The 24,068-nt window shown below is 67.7% G+C and carries 17 protein-coding genes; 8 read left to right on the top strand and 9 right to left on the bottom strand.

Annotated features, from left to right (window positions below; all coding sequences use genetic code 11):
• Positions 1-4 precede the first annotated feature (4 nt).
• Together A5781_RS08230 and A5781_RS08225 are read left to right on the top strand one after the other, a co-directional pair.
• Positions 5-1,183 (top strand): ABC transporter ATP-binding protein, encoded by a 1,179-nt coding sequence (locus A5781_RS08230; protein ID WP_067203682.1) that lies wholly within the window; start codon positions 5-7, stop codon positions 1,181-1,183.
• Positions 1,180-1,773 carry a suppressor of fused domain protein gene (locus tag A5781_RS08225; protein ID WP_067203680.1) on the top strand — a complete coding sequence of 198 codons (594 nt, stop codon included), beginning with the start codon at positions 1,180-1,182 and terminating at the stop codon, positions 1,771-1,773. The genes A5781_RS08230 and A5781_RS08225 overlap by 4 nt, the downstream gene beginning before the upstream one ends.
• A gap of 16 nt (positions 1,774-1,789) precedes the next feature.
• Here the strand turns inward: A5781_RS08225 and corA are convergent, their stop codons facing one another.
• Positions 1,790-2,893 (bottom strand): magnesium/cobalt transporter CorA, encoded by a 1,104-nt coding sequence (corA, locus tag A5781_RS08220; protein WP_067203852.1) that lies wholly within the window; start codon positions 2,891-2,893, stop codon positions 1,790-1,792.
• A gap of 193 nt (positions 2,894-3,086) precedes the next feature.
• Between corA and A5781_RS08215 the strand changes: the two genes are divergently transcribed.
• The 3 genes from A5781_RS08215 (at position 3,087) to A5781_RS08205 (ending at position 6,216) form a co-directional block, all read left to right on the top strand.
• On the top strand, positions 3,087-4,076 hold the full coding sequence (locus tag A5781_RS08215; protein WP_067203678.1) for a malate dehydrogenase: 990 nt from the start codon (positions 3,087-3,089) through the stop codon (positions 4,074-4,076).
• A 74-nt stretch (positions 4,077-4,150) separates the two neighbouring features.
• The gene (locus tag A5781_RS08210) at positions 4,151-5,350 is read left to right on the top strand and encodes an NADP-dependent malic enzyme (protein ID WP_067203676.1); all 1,200 of its coding nucleotides are present in this window, start codon (positions 4,151-4,153) and stop codon (positions 5,348-5,350) included.
• Positions 5,347-6,216, top strand: a complete 870-nt coding sequence (locus tag A5781_RS08205; RefSeq protein WP_067203673.1) for a glycine betaine ABC transporter substrate-binding protein — start codon at positions 5,347-5,349, stop codon at positions 6,214-6,216. Before A5781_RS08210 ends, A5781_RS08205 begins: the two co-directional genes overlap by 4 nt.
• Positions 6,217-6,224: 8 nt before the next feature.
• On the opposite strand, the gene A5781_RS08200 is transcribed toward A5781_RS08205, so the two are convergent.
• The 4 genes from A5781_RS08200 to A5781_RS08185 all read right to left on the bottom strand — a co-directional run bounded on the left by A5781_RS08200 (position 6,225) and on the right by A5781_RS08185 (position 12,817).
• Complete coding sequence (locus A5781_RS08200) at positions 6,225-7,076, bottom strand: SDR family oxidoreductase (RefSeq protein ID WP_067203671.1); 852 nt, start codon at positions 7,074-7,076, stop codon at positions 6,225-6,227.
• Positions 7,077-7,144: 68 nt separating this feature from the next.
• Positions 7,145-7,972 carry an SDR family oxidoreductase gene (locus A5781_RS08195; RefSeq protein WP_067203670.1) on the bottom strand — a complete coding sequence of 276 codons (828 nt, stop codon included), beginning with the start codon at positions 7,970-7,972 and terminating at the stop codon, positions 7,145-7,147.
• 151 nt (positions 7,973-8,123) lie between these two features.
• Positions 8,124-11,852 (bottom strand): multifunctional oxoglutarate decarboxylase/oxoglutarate dehydrogenase thiamine pyrophosphate-binding subunit/dihydrolipoyllysine-residue succinyltransferase subunit, encoded by a 3,729-nt coding sequence (locus tag A5781_RS08190; RefSeq protein WP_067203667.1) that lies wholly within the window; start codon positions 11,850-11,852, stop codon positions 8,124-8,126.
• Between the two features lie 185 nt (positions 11,853-12,037).
• Positions 12,038-12,817, bottom strand: coding sequence for a hypothetical protein (locus tag A5781_RS08185; RefSeq protein ID WP_067203664.1), 780 nt, complete (start codon positions 12,815-12,817; stop codon positions 12,038-12,040).
• Positions 12,818-13,041: 224 nt separating this feature from the next.
• Between A5781_RS08185 and A5781_RS08180 the strand changes: the two genes are divergently transcribed.
• Positions 13,042-14,940 carry an MFS transporter gene (locus tag A5781_RS08180; RefSeq protein ID WP_067203662.1) on the top strand — a complete coding sequence of 633 codons (1,899 nt, stop codon included), beginning with the start codon at positions 13,042-13,044 and terminating at the stop codon, positions 14,938-14,940.
• Between the two features lie 14 nt (positions 14,941-14,954).
• Here A5781_RS08180 and A5781_RS08175 read toward each other — a convergent pair whose 3' ends face one another.
• Positions 14,955-18,362, bottom strand: coding sequence for a TM0106 family RecB-like putative nuclease (locus A5781_RS08175; protein WP_067203660.1), 3,408 nt, complete (start codon positions 18,360-18,362; stop codon positions 14,955-14,957).
• Between the two features lie 40 nt (positions 18,363-18,402).
• Entirely contained in the window at positions 18,403-19,002 is a 600-nt protein-coding gene (locus tag A5781_RS08170; protein ID WP_067203657.1) for an LppP/LprE family lipoprotein, read from the bottom strand.
• A 321-nt stretch (positions 19,003-19,323) separates the two neighbouring features.
• Between A5781_RS08170 and A5781_RS08165 the strand changes: the two genes are divergently transcribed.
• A complete protein-coding gene (locus A5781_RS08165; protein WP_067203655.1) occupies positions 19,324-21,024 on the top strand; it encodes a DEAD/DEAH box helicase in 1,701 nt (566 codons plus the stop codon).
• Positions 21,021-22,226 carry an acyltransferase gene (locus A5781_RS08160; RefSeq protein WP_231990667.1) on the top strand — a complete coding sequence of 402 codons (1,206 nt, stop codon included), beginning with the start codon at positions 21,021-21,023 and terminating at the stop codon, positions 22,224-22,226. The genes A5781_RS08165 and A5781_RS08160 overlap by 4 nt, the downstream gene beginning before the upstream one ends.
• On the opposite strand, the gene A5781_RS08155 is transcribed toward A5781_RS08160, so the two are convergent.
• On the bottom strand, positions 22,201-22,779 hold the full coding sequence (locus A5781_RS08155; RefSeq protein ID WP_067203652.1) for a TetR/AcrR family transcriptional regulator: 579 nt from the start codon (positions 22,777-22,779) through the stop codon (positions 22,201-22,203). The two genes, A5781_RS08160 and A5781_RS08155, sit on opposite strands and share 26 nt — an antisense overlap.
• Positions 22,779-24,020, bottom strand: coding sequence for a cytochrome P450 (locus A5781_RS08150; RefSeq protein WP_197503744.1), 1,242 nt, complete (start codon positions 24,018-24,020; stop codon positions 22,779-22,781). Before A5781_RS08150 ends, A5781_RS08155 begins: the two co-directional genes overlap by 1 nt.
• Between the last annotated feature and the right edge of the window lie 48 nt (positions 24,021-24,068).

Genomic DNA, 24,068 nt, shown 5'->3' with positions numbered 1-24,068 from the left:
CGCGATGGCCGAGATTGTGCTGGACCATGTCACCAAGAGCTACCCGGACGGCGCCACCCCGGTAAAGGACCTCAGCATCACCATCGCCGACGGCGAGTTCCTGATTCTGGTCGGCCCGTCGGGGTGCGGTAAGACGACAACGCTGAACATGATTGCCGGCCTTGAGGACATCTCGTCGGGCGAGCTGCGCATCGGTGGAGAGCGCATGAACGAGAAGGCGCCCAAGGATCGGGACATCGCGATGGTGTTCCAGTCGTACGCGCTGTATCCGCACATGACCGTGCGGCAGAACATCGCGTTTCCGCTGACGCTCGCCAAGATGAAGAAGGCCGAGATCGCCCAGAAGGTAGAGGAGACCGCCAAAACCCTTGACCTGACTGAACTGCTCGACCGCAAGCCCTCCCAATTGTCGGGCGGGCAGCGACAGCGGGTCGCGATGGGCCGGGCGATCGTGCGCCACCCCAAAGCCTTTTTGATGGACGAGCCGCTGTCCAACCTGGACGCCAAGCTGCGCGTCCAGATGCGCGGCGAGATCGCACGGCTGCAGAAGCGGCTGGGCACCACGACTGTCTACGTCACCCACGACCAGACCGAGGCCATGACGCTGGGAGACCGGGTGGTGGTGATGCGCGGCGGCGTCGCGCAGCAGATCGGCACCCCCGACGAGCTCTACGAACATCCGGCCAACCTGTTCGTCGCGGGGTTTATCGGCTCGCCGGCCATGAACTTCTTCCCGGCCACGTTGACGCCCACCGGGCTGACGCTGCCGTTCGGGGAAGTGGTGGTGACACCGGAAGTACGACAGGCGATCGCGCAGCACCCCGCGCCGGAGAACGTCATTGTCGGGGTACGGCCCGAGCATCTGCACGACGCCGCGTTGATCGATGGGTACCAGCGCATCCGGGCGCTCGCCTTCGAGGTGAAGGTGGATTTGGTTGAGTCGCTGGGTGCCGACAAGTTCGTCTACTTTTCCACCGCGGGGTGGGCGGCGCACTCCGCCCAGCTCGAGGAGCTGGCCGCCGCCGCCCACGCACACGAAAACCAGTTCGTGGCAAGGGTTCCCGCGGAGTCCAAAGCGGCAATGGGGCAGTCTCTCGAGCTGGCGTTCGACACCGCGAAGCTCGCCGTTTTCGACGCCGGCTCCGGGGTGAACCTGACCAACGCGGTGTCTGGGGAGCGGTGAGCCCGATCCTGGACCAGGTGCGGGCCCACCTGCGCCGCCACTTCGCCGGCGCAGAGCCCGATTCGGCGAGCGTGACCTTCCTGGGTACCGAACCCATCGAGGTACTGCGCTTTCGCGGGAGCGACGGGCTGGTGCACTATGTGTCGCTGGGCTGTTCGCGCTATCCGATGACCGACCCGACACAGATCGTCGACGACCGGACGCGGGGCCCGCGCGCCGAAGTCGTGCTGAGCCTGCGAAATCCGGGGCCGGTCAGCGGCATTGCCCGCAGCCTGGCGGTACTGGCCGCGACACCTGCCGTCGAGGGGTTGGTGCTGACCGCCGACGCGTTGGTCGATCTCGGTTCGCCGCTGTGGGCGCGACCCGGGGGGCGGGTGCCGTTTACCGCGGTGTTGTTGGGCCCCAGCGACATCGACGATCTGCCGCTGGAACCGCCCCGCGACCCGGTGCAATTCCTCGCGGCGACTCCCATCACCGCGACCGAAGCGGCCTGGGTGCGGTTGAAGGGCGCCGAAGCCATGCGACAGGCGTGGCAGAACGATGGCGTCGACGTGCTGAATCCGAATCGACCTGCCGCACAACCTAATTGATAGCTCAGCCGCTGGACTAGAGCCAGTTGAGTTTTCGGAAGCTGAAGTACAGAGTCAGGCAGGCAGTGACCATTATGCCGACCACCACCGGATAGCCCCAGTGCCACTTCAGCTCAGGCATGAACTCGAAATTCATGCCATAGATGCCCGCGAACATGGTCGGCACCGCGATGATGCCGGCCCAGGCCGATATCTTGCGCATATCGGAGTTCTGCTGCATGCCCACACGGGCCAATGCCGCCTGTATGAGCGAGTTGAGCATGTCGTCGTAGCTGTTGATATGGTCCGCGGCCTCGGACTGGTGGTCGGCGACGTCGCGCAGGTAGCGCCGGACTTCTTTCGAGATCAGGTCCTTGTTTTCCACCTGCATTCGGTGGAACGCGCCGGACAATGGGTTGACGCACCGGCGCAGTTCGACGACCTCGCGTTTGAGGAGATAAATCGGTTCGACGTCGAGCTTGCGGCCCGGGGCAAACGCCACCTCCTCGATGCTGTCGATGTCGGACTCGACCAGACCGCTCACCTCGAGGTAATGGTCGACCACGTCGTCGGCGATGGCGTGCATCACCGCGTACGGTCCCAGGCGCATCTGCTCCGGGTCGGCTTCCATCCGCTTTCGCACCTCGGATAGCCCGCCGTGTTCACCATGGCGGACGGTGACCACGAAATCCTTGCCAACGAAGACCATGATCTCGCCGGTTTCGACGATCTGGCGGGCCTTCGTCACCGATTCGTGCGCGACGTAGGTAACGGTCTTCAAGACAAGGAACACCGTGTCGTCGTAGCGCTCAAGCTTGGGCCGCTGATGCGCGCAGACCGCGTCTTCGACGGCCAACGGGTGCAGTCCGAAAACGTCTGCGACGTCCTGCATCTCGGTTTGGTCGGGCTCGCGCAGACCGACCCAGACGAAGGCCTCGTGTCCGAGCATTTCGATCTGGCGCACCTTGTCCCGGGCCGCGGCAGGGCTGAATTTCCCGGGCAGCCGGTGGCCCTCGGCGTAGATGGCGCAGTCGACCAACGTCTCGTTGGGGGAGTTGGGTTGGGGATCGGGATGCGGCGGACGCGGCTCGTGGGCGAGCGGCCGAAGCGCTTCGGGCAATGCGTCAAAACCCTGGAACACATCCACCTCCGATCGCTGCGCAGGTCTGACCGGGCGGTGCTTCATGCTACGCGCCCTGGCTTTGCAAAGCGCGCCGATCCGCGCGCGGCGGAATGGCCGGGCGTCGGACCGGAGGTTGGCAGCCCAGAGGGGTGCGCTAGTTTCGTGCCCAGACCCGAATCTGCATGACTACCTCCACAAGGAGCATTTCGACGTGAGCGCAAGTCCTCTCAAGGTCGCCGTCACCGGCGCCGCCGGCCAGATCGGCTACAGCCTGTTGTTCCGCCTGGCGAGCGGTGCACTGCTGGGCCCCGACCGCCCGATCGAGCTGCGTCTGCTCGAGATCGAGCCGGCGCTCAAGGCGCTCGAGGGCGTCGTGATGGAGCTGGACGACTGCGCGTTCCCGCTGCTGTCCGGGGTGGAGATCGGCGCGGACGCGAACAAGATCTTCGACGGCGTGAATCTGGCACTGTTGGTCGGCGCGCGGCCGCGTGGCCCGGGCATGGAGCGCAGCGACCTGCTGGAGGCCAACGGCGCGATCTTCACTGCGCAGGGCAAGGCGCTGAACTCCGTCGCCGCCGACGACGTCCGCATCGGTGTTACCGGCAACCCGGCCAACACCAACGCGCTGATCGCGCTGAGCAACGCCCCCGACATCCCCAAGGAGCGGTTCTCGGCGCTGACCCGCCTGGACCACAACCGGGCCATCTCGCAGCTGGCCAAGAAGACCGGCGCGAAGGTCACCGACATCAAGAAGATGACGATCTGGGGCAATCACTCCGCCACCCAGTACCCCGACATCTTCCACGCCGAGGTCGGCGGCAAGAACGCCGCCGAGGTGGTCAACGACCAGAACTGGATCGAGAACGACTTCATCCCGACCGTGGCCAAGCGCGGCGCGGCGATCATCGACGCGCGTGGTGCCTCCTCGGCCGCCTCGGCCGCGTCGGCGACCATCGACGCCGCCCGCTCGTGGCTGCTCGGCAGCCCGGACGGTGACTGGTTGTCGATGGCGGTCTACTCCGACGGCTCCTACGGCGTGCCGGAGGGAATCGTGTCGTCGTTCCCGGTGACCACCAAGGATGGCAACTGGTCGATCGTGCAGGGGCTGGAGATCGACGACTTCTCCCGCAGCCGCATCGAAAAGACCACCGCCGAGCTGGTCGACGAGCGCAACGCGGTGACCGAGCTGGGACTGATCTGACGCCACCCGGTCGTCGCGGAACGTCATCCCGCGCAGATTAGGCCTACTAATCGGTAGTCAGTACCCTGGGGCGCGTGTCCGAGTTGATTGAATCGATACAGACGCGCGCCGAACAGGGCGCGATCACCGACGCGGAGATCTTCGAGGCACACGTAGGCGGCAAGCTTTCCGTAGGCCTGACGGCCCCCCTGGACACCCGGCGGGCACTGTCGATCGCGTACACCCCGGGTGTGGCGCAGGTCAGTCGCGCGATAGCCGCCGATCGCAGACAGGCCGCCCGGTACACGTGGGCGAACCGGCTGGTCGCCGTCGTCAGCGACGGCAGCGCCGTGCTGGGGCTCGGCGACATCGGCCCCGCCGCGTCGCTGCCCGTGATGGAGGGCAAGTGCGCCCTGTTTCAGGCGTACGGCGGCCTGAACGCGATCCCCATCGTGCTGGACACCAAGGATCCCGACGAGATCGTCGAAACCCTGGTGCGACTGCGCCCGACGTTCGGCGCGGTCAACCTCGAGGACATCGCCGCGCCGCGCTGCTTCGAGATCGAACGGCGGGTCATCGAAGCGCTGGACTGCCCCGTGATGCACGACGACCAGCACGGGACGGCGATCGTCGCGTTGGCCGCACTGATGGGCGCCACCAAGTTGCTCGGCCGCGACATGACGTCGCTGCGGGTAGCGGTTTCCGGCGCCGGGGCGGCGGGTGTCGCGTGCACGAATCTCCTTCTGGCGATGGGTGTTTCCGACATCACGGTGCTGGACTCACGCGGGATCCTGCACACCGGGCGCGACGACATGAACAGCGTGAAGAGCGTTCTGGCGCAGCGCACGAACCCTGACGGCCTCACGGGAAGCATGGCGGAAGCGCTGCGCGGCGCCGATCTGTTCCTCGGGGTGTCCGGTGGTGTGGTGCCCGAGGAGATGATCGCCACAATGGCGCCCGACGCGATCGTCTTCGCGCTGTCCAATCCCGATCCGGAGATCCATCCGCAGGTGGCGGCCAAGTACGCTGCGGTGGTGGCCACCGGCCGCAGCGACTTCCCCAACCAGATCAACAACGTGCTGGCCTTCCCCGGCGTGTTTCGGGGAGCGCTGGATGTCGGGGCGCGCCGGATCACCGAAAAGATGATGGTTGCCGCGGCCGAGGCGATCTTCTCGGTCGTCAGTGACGACCTGGCGTTCGACCGGATCGTCCCGAGCCCGCTGGACCTGCGCGTCGGGCATGCGGTCGCCACGGCGGTGGCCCTGGCCGCGGACCCCGCAGACATCGCGGGGTGAGGACCGGCCGGCTGGCGGTGCCGCTGCTCGCCGCCCTACTCGTTGTGGCCGGCTGCGGGACCGACGCCGGCGACCACCGCGCCCGTCCGGAACTGGTGGTCGGCTCCGGGACGGATTCCGAGTCGGCGCTGCTGGCCGGCGTCTACGTGGCCGCGCTGCGGTCCTACGGTTTCGCGGCGCGCGCCGAGACCGCCGACGATCCGATGGCGCGCCTGGACTCGGGCGCGTTCACCGTCGTCCCGGCCCTGACCGGCCGCAAGTTGGAGAGTTTGCAGCCCGGCGCGGTGGCGATGTCCGACGCGGATGTCTACCGCGCGATGGTGGCCGCGCTGCCCGAGGGAGTCGCCGCGGGCGACTATGCGACCGCCGCGGAAGACAAGCCCGTGCTGCTGGTGACGGGACCCACCGCTAAGGCATGGGGCGGCAGCGATGTCAGCGCGGACTTGAGCACGCTGCCGAAGCACTGCGCCGGCCTGGTCGTGGGCACCGTCACCGGCCGTCGGGCCCCTTCGAGCGTGGGCACCTGCCGGCTTCCCGCTCCGCGCGAATTGCCCGACGAGACAACGATGTTCGCCGCGGTTCGGGCCGGGCAGCTGACCGCGGGGTGGACGACGACCGCCGACCCCGGCCTCCCTGCCGACCTGGTCACGCTCGCCGACGGCAAACCCGCGCTGATCCGGGCCGAGAACGTGGTGCCGCTGTATCGCCGCAACGCGCTGAGCGATCGGCAGCTGCTGGCGATCAACGAGGTCGCCGGCGTGCTGGACACCGCGGCCCTGGTCGACATGCGCCGCCAGGTGGCCGGCGGAGCCGACCCGCAGGCTGTCGCCGGCGGGTGGTTGGCGGAACACCCGCTGGGGCGGTAAGGCGGGCGTCAGCGCTTGGGCATGAGCTGGTGTACCACCTGCTGCAGGCGCCCCATGACCGGCCCGGCCAGCAGCCGCTCAGGTCTCGAACCGGTCAGCCGAACCACCAGGTCCATAGCCTTCACGTCCGGTCCGACCAGCACCCTGGCCTTGTTCTTCTGCACGGCGCCCAGGATGATCTGGGCCGCCCGTTGTGGTGTGGTCTTGGCCTGCTGTTCCTCGAACTTCTCGGCCAGGCCGTCCTGGTCGAGCCCGTCGGCGAAGATGGCGTTGCGGGCGAACCCCGTCTTGACCCCGCCCGGGTGCACCGTCGTGACCCGCACCGGATGGCCGGCCCGCACCATTTCCTGTCGCAGCGCCTCGCTGAATCCACGTACCGCGAACTTGGCGGAAACGTACGCGGCCTGGCCGGGAGCCGAAAACAGGCCGAGCGCGCTGGAGACGTTGATGACGTGGCCGTCGCCGGAGGCGATCAGGTGCGGGAGGAATGCCTTCGTGCCGTTCACGACGCCCCAATAGTCGACGTCCATCACCCGTTCGATGTCCTCGAACCGGCTGTCTTCGATGGATCCGACGAACGTGATGCCGGCGTTGTTGTAGACCTGGTTGACCTGACCGAAATGCTCGCCGACGGTATCCGCGTAGGCCAGAAAAGCCTCGCGCTCGGTCACGTCGAGCCGATCCGCCTTGACTTCCGTTCCGATCGCCTTCAACTGCGCCTCGGTCTCGGCCAGGCCCTCGACGCCGACGTCGCTGATCGCGAGCCTGGCGCCCGCGCGTCCCAGTTCTAGCGCCAATGCCTGGCCGATCCCCGAACCCGCGCCCGTCACCACGGCGACCTTGCCGGCGAACCCATGCATGCGTACTCCCTCGTAATGGCGTGCTGCGCCAGGCTATCCATTACCCACAGTGCCCGGTGGGGCGGCCATCACTGCTTGGGCATCAGCCGGCCCATGACGGGCCCGAAGAGCTGCTGATATCCGGGGCCGGTCAGCCGCACCAAGGCGTCCAACACCTTGGCGTCCGTGCCGACCAGGACTCGGGCCTTCTTCTTGCGCACGGCCTCCAGGATGATCTGGGCGGCTCGTTGCGGGCTGGTCTTGGCGAGCCGTTTGTCGAACAGGCTGGCCAGCTGGGCCTGGTCGAGCCCCTCGGCGGCGGTGGCGTTGCGGGCGATCGCGGTTTTGATGCCGCCGGGGTGCACGGTGGTCACCGCCACGGGATGCCCGGCCGCCACCATTTCCTGTCGCAGCGCCTCGGTGAATCCCCGGACCGCGAACTTGGCCGAGTTGTAGGCCGCCTGCCCGGGCACCGAGAACAACCCGAACACGCTGGAGACGTTGATGACGTGGCCGTCGCCGGAGGCGATCAGGTGCGGCAGGAATGCCTTCGTGCCGTTGACCACGCCCCAGAAGTCAACGTCCATCACCCGTTCGATGTCCTTGAACTGGCTGACTTCGACGTCGCCGGTGAAGGCGATGCCGGCGTTGTTGTAGATCTGGTTGACCTTGCCGAAGTGCTCCTTGACCGCGTCGGCGTAGGCCAGAAACGCCTCGCGCTCGGTCACGTCGAGCCGGTCCGCCTTGACGTCGGCACCGATCGCCTTCAGCTGCGCCTCGGTTTCCGCCAGGCCTTCGACGTCGACGTCGCTGATCGCGACCTTGGCGCCCGAGCGGGCCAACTCAATGGCCAGCGCTTGCCCGATGCCCGAACCCGCGCCCGTCACCACGGCGACCTTGCCGGCGAATCCCTGCATGAGCACCCTTCCTTGTCGGCTCGTTTGCGTCGAGGCTAGCCGGTACCGGCGGTCACTCGTACCGGCGGGTGGTCGCGTCGCGCCGGGCTCAGGCTCAATTGCCCGGCTCCTCACTCGCACCCTTCGGGCGCTCGCCGTCGCCGGGCTCGGCTCAGCGGAACGCTATGTCGAGGATCTCCTGCTGTTCGACCGCGTGCACCTTCGACGAGCCCGACGATGGGGCCGACATGGCTCGGCGCGAGATCCGCTTGAGCCCGATCAGCTTGTCGGGCAGCAGTTCAGGGAGCTCTAGGCCGAACCGCGGCCAGGCACCCTGGTTGGCCGGCTCCTCTTGCACCCAGAAGAACTCGTTTGCGCTGGGGTAACGGTCGAGCGTTTCGTTGAGCCGGCGCTTGGGCAGCGGGGCGAGCTGCTCGATGCGCACGATCGCGACGTCGTCCCGGTTGTCCTTGGCCTTGCGCGCCACCAGCTCGTAGTAGATCTTGCCGCTGGTCAGCAGGATCCTGGTGACCTTGGTGCGGTCACCGATGCCGTCCTCGTAGGTCGGCTCTTCGAGCACGGAGCGGAACTTGATCTCGGTGAAGTCCCTGACGTCGCTGACGGCGGCCTTATTGCGCAGCATCGACTTCGGCGTGAAGACGATCAGCGGCCGCTGAACTCCGTCGAGGGCGTGCCGGCGCAGGAGATGGAAATAGTTCGACGGCGTCGACGGCACCGCGATGGTCATCGAACCCTCCGCCCACAGCTGCAGGAAGCGTTCGATGCGGCCGGAGGTGTGGTCGGGGCCCTGGCCTTCGTGGCCGTGCGGGAGCAGCAGCACCACGTTGGACAGCTGGCCCCACTTGGCCTCGCCGGAGCTGATGAACTCGTCGATGATCGACTGCGCGCCGTTGACGAAGTCGCCGAACTGCGCCTCCCACAGCACCAGGGCGTCCGGGTTGCCCACGGTGTAGCCGTACTCGAATCCGACGGCGGCGTACTCCGACAGCGGTGAGTCGTACACCAGGAACTTGCCGCCGGTGGGCGTCCCGTCGGTGTTCGTCGCCAGCAGTTGCAGCGGGGTGAACTCTTCGCCCGTGTTGCGGTCGATGATCACGGAATGCCGCTGGGAGAAGGTCCCGCGCCGGGTGTCCTGGCCCGACAGCCGCACCAGCTTGCCCTCGGCCACCAGCGACCCCAGCGCCAGCAGCTCGCCGAAGGCCCAGTCGATCTTGCCTTCGTAGGCCATCTCCCGACGCTTTTCCAGCACCGGCTGCACCCGCGGGTGCGGGCTGAAGCCCTCCGGCAGGGCGAGGAACGCGTCACCGATGCGGGACAGCAACGCCTTGTCCACCGCGGTCGACAGGCCCGCAGGAAGCATCTGGTCCGCCTCGACGGATGCGCTCGGCTGTACGCCGTGTTTCTCCAGGTCCCGGACCTCGTTGAACACCCGTTCCAGCTGACCCTGGTAGTCGCGCAGCGCGTCCTCGGCCTCCTTCAGTGAGATGTCGCCGCGGCCGATCAGGGCTTCGGTGTAGCTCTTGCGGACCCCACGCTTGATGTCGACGACGTCGTACATCGCGGGGTTGGTCATCGACGGGTCGTCGCCTTCGTTGTGGCCGCGCTTGCGGTAGCACAGCATGTCGATGATGACGTCCTTCTTGAACTTCTGCCGGAAGTCCACGGCCAGCTGTGCCACCCATACGCAGGCTTCCGGGTCGTCGCCGTTGACGTGGAAGATCGGCGCCCCGATCATCTTGGCGACGTCGGTGCAGTATTCGCTGGATCGCGAATACTCCGGCGCGGTGGTGAAGCCGATCTGGTTGTTGACGATGATGTGAATGGTGCCGCCGACCCGGTACCCGGGCAGGTCCGCCATGTTCAGCGTCTCGGCGACGATGCCCTGGCCGGCGAAGGCTGCGTCACCGTGCAGCATCATCGGCACCACCGAGAAGGCCTTCTCGTCCCCGTCGTCGTGGGCGCCGCGGTTCAGCAGGTCCTGCTTGGCCCGGACGAGGCCCTCGAGCACCGGGTCCACGGCTTCGAGATGCGACGGGTTGGCGGTCAAAGAGACCTGAATGTCGTTGTCGCCGAACATCTGCAGGTAGACGCCGGTGGCGCCGAGGTGGTACTTGACGTCACCGGAGCCGTGCGCCTGCGACGGGTTGAGGTTGCCCTCGAATTCGCTGAAGATCTGCGAGTACGGCTTGCCGACGATGTTGGCCAGCACGTTGAGCCGGCCGCGGTGCGGCATCCCGATGACCACCTCGTCGAGGCCGTGCTCGGCGCACTGGTCGATCGCCGCGTCCATCATCGGGATCACGCTTTCCGCACCTTCTAGCGAGAACCGTTTCTGCCCAACGTACTTCGTCTGCAAGAACGTCTCGAACGCCTCGGCGGCGTTCAGCTTGCTCAGGATGAATTTCTGCTCGGCCACCGTCGGTTTGACGTGTTTGGTCTCGACGCGCTGCTGCAGCCACTCTTGCTGTGAGGGCTCGAGGATGTGGGTGTATTCCACGCCGATGTGGCGGCAGTAGGCGTCGCGCAGCAGGCCCAGCACGTCGCGCAGCTTCTTGTACTCGCGGCCGGCAAAGCCGTTGACCTTGAACACCCGGTCGAGATCCCACAGCGTCAGCCCGTGGTTGAGGATTTCCAGGTCGGGGTGGCTGCGGAAGCGGCTGCCGTCCAACCGCAGCGGGTCGATGTCGGCCATCAGGTGGCCGCGATTGCGGTAGGCCGCGATCAACTCCATCACCCGGGCGTTCTTGTCGACGATCGAGTCTGGGTTGTCGGTGCTCCACCGCACCGGCAGGTATGGGTTGCCCAGTTCGCGGAAGATGTCGTCCCAGAACGCGTCCGACAGCAGCATCTCGTGGATGGTGCGCAGGAAGTCACCGGATTCCGCGCCCTGAATGATCCGGTGGTCGTACGTCGAGGTCAGCGTGATCAGCTTGCCGATTCCCAGTTCGGCGATGCGCTCCTCGCTGGCGCCCTGGAACTCGGCGGGGTATTCCATCGCGCCGACTCCGATGATGGCGCCCTGGCCGGCCATCAGCCGCGGCACCGAGTGCACCGTGCCGATGGTGCCCGGGTTGGTCAGCGAAATCGTCACGCCCGCAAAGTCTTCGGCGGTCAGCTTGCCGTCGCGGGCCCGGCGCACGATGTCCTCGTAGGCGGAGACGAATTCCGCGAAGCGCATCGTCTCGCAACCCTTGATGCCGGCCACCACCAGCGAACGCTTGCCGTCCTTACCCTGCAGGTCGATGGCCAGGCCCAGATTGGTATGGGCAGGTGTGACCGCGGTGGGCTTGCCGTCGACCTCGGCGTAGTGCCGATTCATGTTCGGGAACTGCTTGATGGCCTGCACCAGCGCGTAGCCCAGCAGGTGGGTGAAGGAGATCTTGCCGCCGCGGGTGCGCTTGAGCTGGTTGTTGATGACGATCCGGTTGTCGATCATCAGCTTGGCCGGGACGGCCCTGACGCTGGTGGCGGTCGGCACGTCCAGCGAGGCTGACATGTTCTTGACGACGGCCGCCGCGGCGCCGCGCAGCGTCTGCAGCTCGTCGCCTTCGGCGGGCGGGGGAGTCGGGGCTTTGGCTTTGGCCGGTGCTGCCGCGGGGGCGCTGGCGGCACCGTTGCCGGCGGCGGGTTGGGCCGGCGCGGCGGTCTGGGCGGACGGCTGGGCGACCGGCGCGGGTTTTGCTTGCGGGGCGCTCGCGGCGGGCTGGCCGTCGCCGGCGGCCGGGGCGCTCGAGGCCGATTCGCCGGTCGGCTCGGGGTTGTAGTCGACCAGGAACTCGTGCCAGCTCGGATCCACCGACGAGGGATCATCGCGGAACTTGCGGTACATCTCCTCGACCAGCCATTCGTTCTGCCCGAATGGTGAACTTATGTTGCTCACGACCGCTGTTCGCCTCAATTCCTCTGTCCTGCAAGCGCTTACGCAGCTGTTGCACGGCGCCTGTACATTTCTCGGGCCTCGGATTGTGGAGCATGTCACAGCAGTGGCGATGCTCAACGATTCCCGCCCTATAAAGGCTAACCTTTCGCCAGCAATTCGCCAGGGAGACGGGGGTCGGAGGGGCGCTAGCCGGCTTCGTGGAACGGCGGCACCAGGTGCAGGGCGCGCGGCCACCGCACGGGCGGGGCGCCGAACGCCCTGTCGGCGTTGCGGACGATCTTCTTGCCCGCGAAGTAGTTGCCCACGGCCCCGACGACGATCCCGATGCCCACCGGGAGCAGTTTGCCGAACACCAGGGCGCCGCGTCGCAGCGCGTACCGCTTGACCCACGACTTGAACAATCGCGAGTTCAGCCGTGACATCGACGACAGCGGCACGGCGGCCACGCTCTCGGAAATCCAGCCGCCGTTGGTACGGCTCGGGCCGAAGAGCTGGGCGACCGCTTCCTTACTGTTGTCGCCGACCAGTACCGACAGCACCAAAGCCCGGCGGCGTTCCCGGTGATCGGCGGGGATGTCGTAGACCACCGCGACGGCCAACACGAAGAACGCGGTGGCCTCTAGGAACGTCACCGTTTCCGCCGCGGCGGCAGACAGCGCGCTCAAGGTGCCGATGCCGGGGATCGTCGCCGCCGCGCCCACCGCCATGCCGCTGGCCGTCACCATGCCCACGTAGCGCTTCTGCAGCTTGGCGAGGATCTCGGCAGGGCTGCTGCTCGGGTGCGCGTTGCGCAGCCGGGACACATAGGCCTCGGCCGCCGGTCCTTGGACCCGCGAGCTCCGCTCGATGACCTGGGCCAAAGCCCGCGCGGACGTCTTGGGCCGGCCGTTGGTGGGCGTCGGCGCCTGCTCCGCGTGCGACATGCTAAAAAACCGGTTCGAAGACCGCTTCCGTCGGGCCCGCATCTTGCCTCTCCTGCAAATGGCGTCCTACCAGGCTAACGTGCGCGCTGCAGAACGCCGACCGAACACGAAACCTTCCCGCGGGGTGTACCCCGGATCGGGTCCGTCGCTGCCCTCAATCGTGTCAGCGGCCATAATGCAGGCTGGATGTCCGTGACGGTCCGGGCCTGTCGACAGACCGGCCCCGTCCAGCCGGGCATCCACGGAAGCTGAAACGAGGTGGGTAGATGACCGCGGCGACGCCTCCGTCGTCCGGGGTAACCCGGCGCGCGGCGCCGAACCCAGCCCAACTCACCAAGCGCTGGAACTTCCTCACCCAGAACTCACCGCAATCCCAGAAGCCCTGGAACGCGCTCTGGGCGATGATGATCGGCTTCTTCATGATCATGGTCGACTCGACCATCGTCGCCATCGCGAACCCGACGATCATGACCAAGTTGCACATCGGCTACGACACGGTGGTCTGGGTGACCAGCGCCTACCTGCTGGGTTATGCGGTCGTGTTGCTGGTGGCCGGGCGGCTCGGTGACCGATTCGGCCCCAAGAACCTGTACCTGATCGGTCTGGTGGTGTTCACCGTCGCCTCGGTGTGGTGCGGGTTGTCGGGCAGCGCCGCCATGCTGATCGTCGCCCGGGTGGTGCAGGGTGTCGGCGCCGGGGTGCTCACCCCGCAGACCTTGTCGACGATCACCCGGATCTTCCCGCCGGAGCGGCGCGGCGTCGCGGTAAGCCTGTGGGGAGCCACCGCCGGGGTCGCCAGCCTGGTGGGCCCGCTTGCCGGCGGCGTACTGGTCGACGGGCTGGGGTGGCAGTGGATTTTCTTCGTCAACGTCCCCATCGGTGTGGTCGGGCTCGCGCTGGCGTACTGGCTGGTCCCGGTGTTGCCCACCCAGGGACACCGATTCGACGTGGTCGGCGTCGCGCTGTCCGGCGTGGGGATGTTCATGATCGTGTTCGGGCTGCAACAGGGTCAGGCCGCGCACTGGCAACCGTGGATCTGGGCGATGCTGGTCGCCGGAGTCGGGTTCATGACGGTGTTCGTGTTCTGGCAGTCGATGAACACCGACGAGCCGCTGATTCCCCTGGTGATCTTCCGTGACCGCGACTTCGGTCTGTGCAACGTCGGGGTGGCCATCGTCTCGTTCGCCGCGACCGGAATGATGCTGCCGCTGACGTTCTACGCGCAGGCCGTGTGCGGGCTGTCGCCGACGCGCTCGGCCCTGCTGATCGCGCCGATGGCGATCGCCAACGGTGTGTTCGCGCCGTTCGTCGGCAGGATGGTCGACAAATACCATCCACGGCCGGTCCTCGGGTTCGGCTTCTCGGTGCTGGCGATAGCGCTGACCTGGCTCACCTTCGAGATGTCGCCGGCGACGCCGATCTGGCGGCTGGTGTTGCCCTTCTTCGCGTCGGGCGTCGGGATGGCGTTCGTGTGGTCGCCGCTGACCGCCACCGCGACGCGCAACCTGCCGCCTCGGCTGGCCGGCGCGGGCTCCGCCGTGTACAACTCGGTCCGCCAGCTCGGCGCGGTGCTCGGAAGCGCCGGGATGGCCGCGTTCATGACCGCACGGATCGGCGCCGAGATGCCGCCGCAACCGTCCGGCGGTGTCGGCGAGGAGGCGCCTGCCACACTGCAACTGCCCGAATTCCTGCGTGACCCGTTCGCGGCCGCGATGTCGCAATCTGTGCTGTTGCCCGCGTTCATCGCGCTGTTCGGAATCGTGGCCGCCTTGTTCTTGCTCGGCTACGCGCCGTCGGCAATGTCTGGCGGCCCATCCGAGGTGGGCGACCTGGTCGGCGACGACTATGACGACGACTACTACGTCGAATTCATCCTTCTTCGGGAACCCGAGGCCGCCCCGGCATCGCGAGCGGCGTACGGGCGCGAAAGCCGTGCAGGGGCGCCGGCCGATCGGCCCGCGCGCCCGCGCCCGCCGTCGGCATGGCACAGTCGGCGCGACGACCCCGTCCCGAACGGTGGCCCAATCGGTTTCGCGCACAACGGCTCCCATGTCGACACCCGTCAGCGCTTCCGTCCGGTAACCGAACTCTCGGCGCGCGGTCACCGGCACCGCGATGCCGACGACGACCCGACCGGCTACGGTCGCCACTCGTCCGGCAACTAGGGCCGGGCCGGTCCTCACGTCGGCTGCGTCAACGCCAGAAACGCGCCCAGGTCGATCAGCCCCGCGGGCGTGCTGGGCAGGTACTCGGTCAGCGACCCCGAGCGAACGATGACAGCTGCATACTGGGCCCGGCTGATGGCTACGTTGAGTCGGTTCCTGTTGAGCAGGAACGACATTCCGCGCGGCACCACGTCCGCGGAAGAGGCCGTCATCGAGATGAACACCACCGGCGCCTGCCCGCCCTGGAACTTGTCGACCGTGCCAACCCGGACCCCGCCGAGCCCGTCGGCGGCCAACCGCCGGCGCAGCAGCGCCACCTGGGCGTTGTAGGGCGCCAACACCAACACGTCGGAAGCGGTCAGGGGCCGGGTGCCGTGCTCATCGGTCCACGGTGTGCCGAGCAGTCGATCGATCTCGGCGGCGATCGCCTCCGCCTCCTCGTGGCTCTCCGTCGAGTTGCCGTGGTGCCCTACGGTGAGCGTCCGCACGCCGGGCCGGTATCCGGCAAGGTGTCGGGCGGCGGTGCACTCGTGGGAATGCAGCCTGCCCTCGTAGGACAGGGCGGACACCGCGGCGCACACCGCCGGGTGCATCCGGTACGAGAGGTCGAGGAAATAGCCCCGTTCGTCGGCCAGCGTGCGCTGGCCGTCCACCAGCCAGTCGAGGGCGGACGTGTCAACCGGGTCGGGATGGGTTCCCTGGCTGACCTGCGGCAGCTGCTGGGGGTCACCGAGCAGCAACAGGTTCGCCGCAGCCGGCGCCACGGCGATGGTGTTGGCCAGACAGAATTGGCCCGCCTCGTCGATCACCAGCAGGTCCAGGCTGTCGCGCGGGACCCGATTGGCGTTGGCGAAATCCCATGCGGTTCCGCCCACCACGCAGCCCGCGGTGTCGGCGATGAATGCGGCGTAAGCGCCGCCGTCGATTTCCTGCCAGCGCGGGGCGCTGTGGTCGTTGCGTTTCTTCGCCACCCGCGCCGGCTCCAGCCCGGCGTCGATGACGCAGTCCAACAGGTTCTCCACCGCGGCATGCGATTGCGCCACGACGCCGACGCGCCAGCCGTGGTCGGTGACCAGGCGCTGGATCACCCGGGCGGCGGTATGCGTTTTGCCGGTGCCCGGCGGTCCGTGCACCGCCAGGTACGACGAATCCAAATCCAGTACCGCGGTGTCGATGTCGGCTAAAGTCTCGGCGCCATGCGGCGGCGCGGTCCCGCTGCGTGTGCGGGGCGCGCGGCGCAGCAGGATGTCGGCGACGGCGTTGCGGGGTAGCTGCGGCAAGCCGGCCGCCACGGCGGCGGCCGTCGCCTCGATCGACTCGCGCAGTGCGGTCGTCGGAATCGGCGGGCCCGGGGTGAGCGCGAACGGGAGCTGGTGGAATGGCTTGCCGTCGTTGCCTACTCGCTCAACGATGGTCACCTCGGTGGGCAGCGCCGGATCGTCGGCCTCGACGACAGTGGCGCGTCCGGCCGCCCGCCGGTCGGGATCATCGGACATCCCCGGGGGGGCCGGCGGGTCGTAGAGCGCGAAGACGTCGGCCACCAGCTCCCCGCGTGCCAGCTCGCCGCGCAATCGGACCCGCCGCTGCGGCTTGCGCGCGCGGGGCGGCGTGTTCCAGTCCACGCTGACGGACGCGTGCTCGGCGATGAAGACGTCCGTGTTGTCCGCCCACTCCTCGACGGGGAAGTTCAGCCGGTCAAAGTGGGCCCACCAGAACGGTTTGTCCTCGCGCCGGTGGTAGCCGCGCGCCGCGGCCAGCAGTGCCACCGCCATCTGCTCGGGCGTGCGCTCACCGACGGCGGCGTCACCGGTGAACGCCGACAAGGTCACCGCCAACTGGTCACGGTCCTCGACCGTGTTGCCGCCCCGGACGGGCTGGGCGCCGACCGGTACGACGCCGGATTCGTAGGCGCGCAACATCAACCAGTTACGCAGTTCCTGGGTCGAGCGGCAGTCGTAGTGGTTGTAGTCCTCGATTTCCTTGAGCACGGAGGCGGCCTCGTCGCGACGGCCGTCGGCCTGCAGTTCGCAGTACCGGGCGTAGGAGGTGATCGAACCGGTGGCCGTGGTCACGTCGCCGGCCCGCAGCTGCGCTCCCATATAGAGCGGTTCCAGCGCCTTCAGGCTGAACGACTCCGCACCCACGCGAATGCTCTTGCGCACCAACGGGTAAAGGTCTACGAGCGTTCCGCTGCGGAGCAATTCGTCAACCTGGTCCTCGCCGACCCCGTAGCGGCCGGCGAGCCGCAGCAGCGCGGTCTTCTCGTACGGCGCGTAGTGGTAGATGTGCATGTTCGGACGGCGCTTGCGGCGCTTGGCCACCATCGCCAGGAAATCGGTCAGCGCCTTGCGTTCGTCCACCCGGTTGTGCGCCCACAACGGACGGAACGTGCCGGCCGGCCCCGCTTCCAGGACGCCGAACAGGTATTCCAGACCCCACTCCCGCCCGTCGACAGTCCACAGCGGGTCGCCCTCGAAGTCGAAGAACAGGTCGCCTGGGTCCGGTTCGGGTAGCAGCGTCAGCGGCTGCGGGTCGACGATCTCGAAAAGATGCGTGCCGGTTTCGCGTTGGCGGACTTGAAGACTCGCCTGGGGTGTCAGTTTGCCGATCGCGCCGGACGAGATGTCCGCCACCGGGCCGGTGTGCCGGGCGAGCTCGGACACCGTGGTGATTCCGGCGTCGATCAACTTGTCCCGCTGGCCCACTCGCATGCCGGCGACCAGCAGCAGATCGTCGGTGGCCCGCAATTGCTCGGTGCACAACGGGCAACGCAAGCAGGCGCCCACGCCCTCGTCATCCCAGCGAACCGCGGCGCCCCCGGCGTGGTGCTCGTCGAGGAGCCGCTGCAATCGGGCACGCTGAGAGCGGTAGACCGGAACGAGGTCGCGGACGCGGTAGCGCGCCGCCGTCCCGTCGCCCAGGTGCAGTTCGGCCTCGGGGGCCACCGCCACACCGGATGCGGCCAGCGCGTCGGCGTACGCGGCCAGCTGGAGCAGCGCGGTGACGTTGGCCGAACGGGCCAGCTTGGTGTCGATCACTCGGTAGTGCTCGTCGTCTCGCACCAAAAAGTCGGCGAAGCCGAGGAAGCGGCCGTCGAACATGGCGGCCTGATACACCGCGGGCGCGCCGCCGGCGATGGCGCGCCGGGTCGCCTCGGCGGCCGCCGCGAGGCCGGCGGGCGTGTAGGCCGGGCGGCCGATGACCGCAACGCCATCGCCGAACTGCTCGCGCAGCCGGTCCAATTCGCGTCGCTCGTGCTCGTTCCCGAGGACAGCGGTCCGCGCGAGCAGATCGTCCTCGACCGTGGCGGCGGGTCCCCAGCCCAGCTTCGCGTCGAAATCCCGCAACAGGGCGTACTCACAGCGGGCTGCTGCGGCGAGGTCCGACGCGCTGTACACGATGCTGTCGCCGGTGACGAACACAGCAGCAACTGTAGGTGAGGGGACTGACGGAAAGGCGGGCTCAGTGACCCGGTGCGTTACCGATCAGCTCCACGCCGTTGCCGTTCCAGTGGAATCGCACATCGGTGTTCAGCCCGTTGATGCCGCTGGGGTAGGTCAGCGCCACCGTGTCGCCGGTGGTCTGCGACGCGTCGACGCCATTGAACCCGTAGGTGTCGGGGACCCCCTGCGGGATGAACTGCCCGAGATGGAACAGCACCGCCCGGGTGGTGGGGTTGACGGCGTTGGTGTTGGCCTTGATGATCACCGCCGACAGCTGGGCGCACTGGTTGTAGTTGCCGGCCAGCGGCTCGGGGTTCCAGCCTTGCTGGCTGCGCGGGTCGCGCGGGAGCTCGGAGACCACCTTCGCGATCGTGGGGGAGGCGAGGTTGACCGCGCACGGGTCCGCCGGCGCGGCGTTACTGCCGGGCGGCGCGGCGGCGCCGGAAGGCTGAGCCGGGGCGGTGATGGACGGGGTGTCCGTAGTCGTCGTAGCCTGCGGCGTCTTCGCGACCGTGGAGTCTCCCGAACCACAGCCGGTCAACGTCACGGCGATCAACGCGAGAGCTGCCGAGCCGGTCAGTGGCTCGGTACGGCGGGGTATCGACCACACATCGCGCACCGTACCGTCATCGCGCGCGCCGGTGTGACAGGCATGGCCGGGCCCGGCGCGGCTGTGCTCATGATCACGGGGCCAAGACCACGGGGCCCGATGGTGGTGACCCGCACCGCTTAGGTCCGCCGAGCTCGCGATCACCACGGGGCCCGATGGTGGTGACCCGCAGCGCTTAGGTCCGCTGAGCTCGCGATCACCAGGGGGCCCGATGGTGGTGACCCGCAGCGCTTAGGTCCGCTGAGCTCGCGATCACCACGGGGCTCGATGGTGGTGACCCGCAGCGCTCAGGTCCGCTGAGCTCGCGATCACCACTAGACTCCTTGGACGATGACCCTCCCGGACACCTCGCCTGAGGCTGCCTCTCCGACGTTTGCCGACCTGCAGATCCACCCCTCGGTCCTGCGGGCGATCGCCGACGTCGGCTACGAGTCGCCCACTGGCATCCAAGCGGCGACCATTCCGGCGCTGATGGAGGGCTCGGACGTGGTCGGGCTGGCGCAGACCGGCACCGGCAAGACCGCGGCGTTCGCGATCCCGATCCTGTCCAAGATCGACGCCACCAGCAGGGTGACGCAGGCGCTGGTGCTGGCCCCCACCCGGGAGCTGGCGCTGCAGGTGGCCGAGGCGTTCAGCCGTTACGGGGCCCACCTCCCGAAGATCAACGTGCTGCCGATCTACGGCGGTTCCTCCTACACGGTTCAGCTGGCCGGGCTGCGGCGCGGCGCCCAGGTGGTGGTCGGTACCCCCGGCCGGGTGATCGACCATCTCGAACGCGGGACACTGGACCTGTCGCACGTCGACTACCTGGTGCTCGACGAGGCCGACGAGATGCTCACCATGGGCTTCGCCGAGGACGTCGAACGCATCCTGGCCGACACCCCCGAGTACAAACAGGTCGCCCTCTTCTCGGCGACCATGCCGGCGGCGATCCGCAAGCTCACCACCAAGTACCTGCACGATCCGCTCGAGGTCACCACCAAGGCGAAAACCGCTACCGCGGAGAACATTTCACAGCGCTACATCCAGGTCGCCGGTCCGCGCAAGATGGACGCGCTGACCCGGGTGCTGGAAGTCGAGCCGTTCGAGGCGATGATCGTCTTCGTGCGCACCAAGCAGGCCACCGAGGAAGTCGCGGAAAAGCTAAGGGCCCGAGGCTTTTCCGCGGCCGCCATCAACGGCGACATTCCACAGGGCCAGCGGGAGCGGACCGTCGCCGCGCTGAAGGACGGTGGCATCGACATCCTGGTCGCCACCGACGTGGCCGCGCGCGGGCTGGATGTGGAGCGGATATCGCACGTCCTCAACTACGACATCCCGCACGACACGGAGTCCTACGTGCACCGCATCGGACGCACCGGCCGAGCCGGGCGCTCGGGAACCGCGCTGCTGTTCGTCTCCCCGCGGGAGCGCCACCTGCTCAAGGCGATTGAAAAGGCGACGCGGCAAACGCTCACCGAGGCCGAGCTGCCCACCGTCGAGGACGTCAATGCCCAGCGGGTGGTGAAGTTCGCCGATTCCATCACCACTGCGCTGGGCCGTCCGGGAATCGAGCTGTTCCGCAAGCTGGTCGAGGACTACGAACGCGAGCATGATGTCCCATTGGCCGACATAGCCGCGGCCCTGGCGCTACAGTCCCGCGACGGCGAAGAGTTTCTCATGTCGCCCGAGCCGCCGCGCGAGCGGCGCGAGCGGCACACCGAACATCGCGAGCGTCCCGAAAAGCCAAGGCAGACCAAACCTTTCACCACCTACCGCATCGCGGTGGGCAAGCGACACAAGATCGGCCCCGGCTCGATCGTCGGCGCCATCGCCAACGAGGGCGGCCTGCATCGCAGCGATTTCGGCCACATCGCGATCGGCCCGGACTTCTCGCTGGTGGAGTTGCCGGCCAAGCTGCCCAAGTCGACGCTGAAAAAACTCGAGCACACCCGCATCTCGGGAGTGCTGATCAACCTTCAGCCGGACCGGTCGGCGACCAAGCCCCGCAGCCGGGACGGCGGAAAGCCGCGCAGGAAACACACCGGATGACCCTGTCCGAAGAACAAGACGCCCAGGGCGGACTCGAGCAGACCGCCCACGTCGACCGGGTCGCCTCCCTGACCGGAATCCGTGCCGTCGCTGCCCTTCTCGTCGTCGGAACCCACGCGGCCTACACCACCGGTAAGTACACCCACGGCTATTGGGGCCTGGTTGGCTCCCGGATGGAGATCGGCGTGCCGATCTTCTTCGTGCTCTCCGGCTTCCTGCTGTTCCGGCCGTGGCTGAAATCAGCCGCCACCGGCGGGCCGCCACCGTCGCTGAGTCGCTATGCGTGGCATCGGGTTCGGCGCATCATGCCGGCCTACGTCATCACCGTGCTGTTCGCCTACGTGCTGTACCACTTCCGCGAGGCGGGACCCAACCCCGGGCACACGTGGCTCGGCCTGGTGCGCAACCTGACGCTGACGCAGATCTACTGCAACGGCTACCTGGGGAAGTACCTGCATCAGGGCCTGACTCAGATGTGGAGCCTCGCGGTGGAGGCGTCCTTCTACCTGCTGCTCCCGTTGCTGGCATACCTGCTGTTGGTGCTCGTCTGCCGGCGGCGGTGGCAGCCGAGGTTGCTGCTGGGTGCGCTGGCCGCGCTGACGCTGATCAGCCCGGCCTGGCTGATCCTCGTGCACACCGATCACTGGTTCCCCGACGGCGCGCGGCTCTGGCTGCCCACCTACCTGGCCTGGTTCCTCGCCGGGATGCTGCTGGCCGTGCTGCAGGCGATGGGCGTGCGCGGCTACGCGTTCGTGGCCATACCGCTGGCCACGATCTGCTACTTCATCGTCTCGACTCCCATCGCCGGCGCGCCCACCACGTCGCCGGCGACGCTGAGCGAGGCCCTGTTCAAGACGTGCTTCTACGCCGTGATCTCCGCGCTCGCGGTGGCGCCGCTGGCCCTGGGGGACCAGGGCTGGTACTGGCGGCTGCTGGCGACGCGGCCAATGGTGTGGCTGGGGGAGATCTCCTACGAAATCTTCCTCATCCACCTGATCACCATGGAATTCGCCATGGTCTACGTCGTCCGAGCCCACGTCTACACCGGCTCGATGCTGGGCCTCTTCATCGCGACGATGGCGCTGACCATCCCCTTGGCCTGGCTGCTGCACCGCTTCACGCGCGTGCGGACCGGAGCGCCCGGGTCGTCGGGTCCCGGTCTGACGAAACGGCCGCCTAGCGCCGGGCGGAAACCGGCGTGACGATCGGCACGACGAACTCTTCGATCATCGCCCGCTCGTCGGCGTCGTCTCGGCCCGGGAACTGCAGCAGCGAAGTGATCACTCGCACCACCCAGCGCGCCCGGCGCTCCACCACGGCGGCATCTTCCGGCCCGAGTGAGCCGACGAACGCGGCCGCGAGGGCGGTGATCACCTCGGACTGCCCGGCCACCTCGGCGCCGATCGGAGGCCGGGTGATGGCGAACCACGACGCCAACGCGCGGCTGCCGCGAACCATCCGCAGCGTGGCGGTGATGCTCGCGACGAGCCGTTCCCGGGGATCGTCGATGCCGCCGATCTGCTCCTTGATCGCGCGGCTGAGCCGACGGGTTTCGCGGTGCACGTAGGCGGTTCGCAGCGCCTCGCGGTTCTCGAAGTACCGGTACAGCGTCGCGCGGGAACAGCCGGCGGCCCTGGCGATGTCGTTCATGCCGATCGAAGCCTGGTCGCGCTCGGTATAGAGCTGCTCGGCCGCGTCGAGGATCCGGTCCGCGGCCGCTTCGGTGCGGTGCGTGCCCAGCCAGTCGTTCGGCATCAGCGCTTCACCCTGATCGGTACCGACAGTGGGCGCCGCACGTAGCTTCCCCCCGACCAGACGATCGCGGACTCGTCGACCTCGAAATCCGGGCAGCGGGTGAGCAGTTCGGTCAGGGCGACCCGGGATTGCATCCGCGCCGCCGCCGCGCCCAGGCAGTGGTGCGCGCCGTGGCTGAAGGTCATGATGTTGCGCGGGCGTCGCGTCACGTCGAGTTCGCCGGCGTCCGGACCATATTGGCGCTCGTCGCGGTTGGCCGACCCATACAGCAGGAACACTTTGCGACCGGCGGGGATGGTGGTGTCGCCGATCGTCACGTCGCGGGTGGTCGTGCGGGCCAATCCCTGCACCGGCGAGGTCAGCCGGAGCAACTCCTCGACCGCGTCGGGGATCAGCCCCAGATCATCGGCAAGCAGCCGGCGCTGGTCGGGGCGTTGATGCAGCAAAGGCATTGAGCCGCCGAGCATTCCGGTGGTGGTGTCGTTGCCGCCGGTGACCATGGTGAATGTGAACGCCAGCACCGACAGTGTGCCGGCGATATCACCGTGGGCGCCCACGCCGGCGGCCACCAGGTGCGAGATGGTGTCGTCCTCGGGCTCGGTCCGGCGGCGCTCGATCAAGGCGGTGAAGTAGGCCATCATCGACCCGACCGCATCACCCACCGTTTCCAGCGCACCGGCGACGCCGCCCTCAACGGTGTTGGCCGCGACGATCACATCGGTCCATCCATCGAATTGCGCCCGATCCGCCTCGGGGACACCGAGGTAGTGCGCGACCACCATCGACGGCAGGGGTTTGAACAACTCGGTGACGATGTCACCGCCGCCGTTCGCGCGCAGCCGCTCGATGCGCCCGACGACGAACTCGCGCACCTTGGGCTCCACCGCCTCAACCTGTCGGGGAGTGAAGCCGCGCGACACCAGTTTCCGAAACTCGGTGTGCACCGGTGGATCCTGCATGACAAACGGTGGATTGTCCTGCAGCCCAATCATTTCCAGGTCGCCGTAATTGACGGTCAATCCCTGCGCGGAGGAAAATGTCTCGTGGTCACGGGAGGCGGCCCACACGTCGGCGTGCCGGGACAGCACGTAGTAGTCATGGTCGGGCCGCTTGGCCGGCACGACGTGGTGCACCGGATCGTGGTCGCGAAGCGCGCGGTACATCGGCCACGGATCCCGCCAGGTGTCGGCGGTCGCCAGCTCGAACTTGACCGGTGCGCTATGAGACATAACCGTGACCATGTCTCATTCGTACGACAATCGTGGGGCAATGTCAACTGCCCTACCGCC

Origin of the sequence: Mycobacterium sp. 852002-30065_SCH5024008 (assembly GCF_001665645.1) — a bacterium.
In the GTDB taxonomy this organism is placed as follows: domain Bacteria; phylum Actinomycetota; class Actinomycetes; order Mycobacteriales; family Mycobacteriaceae; genus Mycobacterium; species Mycobacterium paraffinicum.
Note: the sequence above shows the minus strand (reverse complement) of the source record. Positions and strands in the feature narration are given on the sequence as shown.

Bases quoted from the DNA above. Each gene is read 5' to 3' on its own strand.
- A5781_RS08180 (WP_067203662.1), top strand. From the start codon at position 13,042: ATGACCGCGGCGACGCCTCCGTCGTCCGGGGTAACCCGGCGCGCGGCG.
- A5781_RS08160 (WP_231990667.1), top strand. From the start codon at position 21,021: ATGACCCTGTCCGAAGAACAAGACGCCCAGGGCGGACTCGAGCAGACC.
- A5781_RS08150 (WP_197503744.1), bottom strand. From the start codon at position 24,020: ATGGTCACGGTTATGTCTCATAGCGCACCGGTCAAGTTCGAGCTGGCG.
- A5781_RS08185 (WP_067203664.1), bottom strand. From the start codon at position 12,817: ATGCGGGCCCGACGGAAGCGGTCTTCGAACCGGTTTTTTAGCATGTCG.
- A5781_RS08155 (WP_067203652.1), bottom strand. From the start codon at position 22,779: ATGCCGAACGACTGGCTGGGCACGCACCGCACCGAAGCGGCCGCGGAC.
- A5781_RS08230 (WP_067203682.1), top strand. From the start codon at position 5: ATGGCCGAGATTGTGCTGGACCATGTCACCAAGAGCTACCCGGACGGC.
- A5781_RS08165 (WP_067203655.1), top strand. From the start codon at position 19,324: ATGACCCTCCCGGACACCTCGCCTGAGGCTGCCTCTCCGACGTTTGCC.
- A5781_RS08195 (WP_067203670.1), bottom strand. From the start codon at position 7,972: ATGCAGGGATTCGCCGGCAAGGTCGCCGTGGTGACGGGCGCGGGTTCG.
- A5781_RS08200 (WP_067203671.1), bottom strand. From the start codon at position 7,076: ATGCATGGGTTCGCCGGCAAGGTCGCCGTGGTGACGGGCGCGGGTTCG.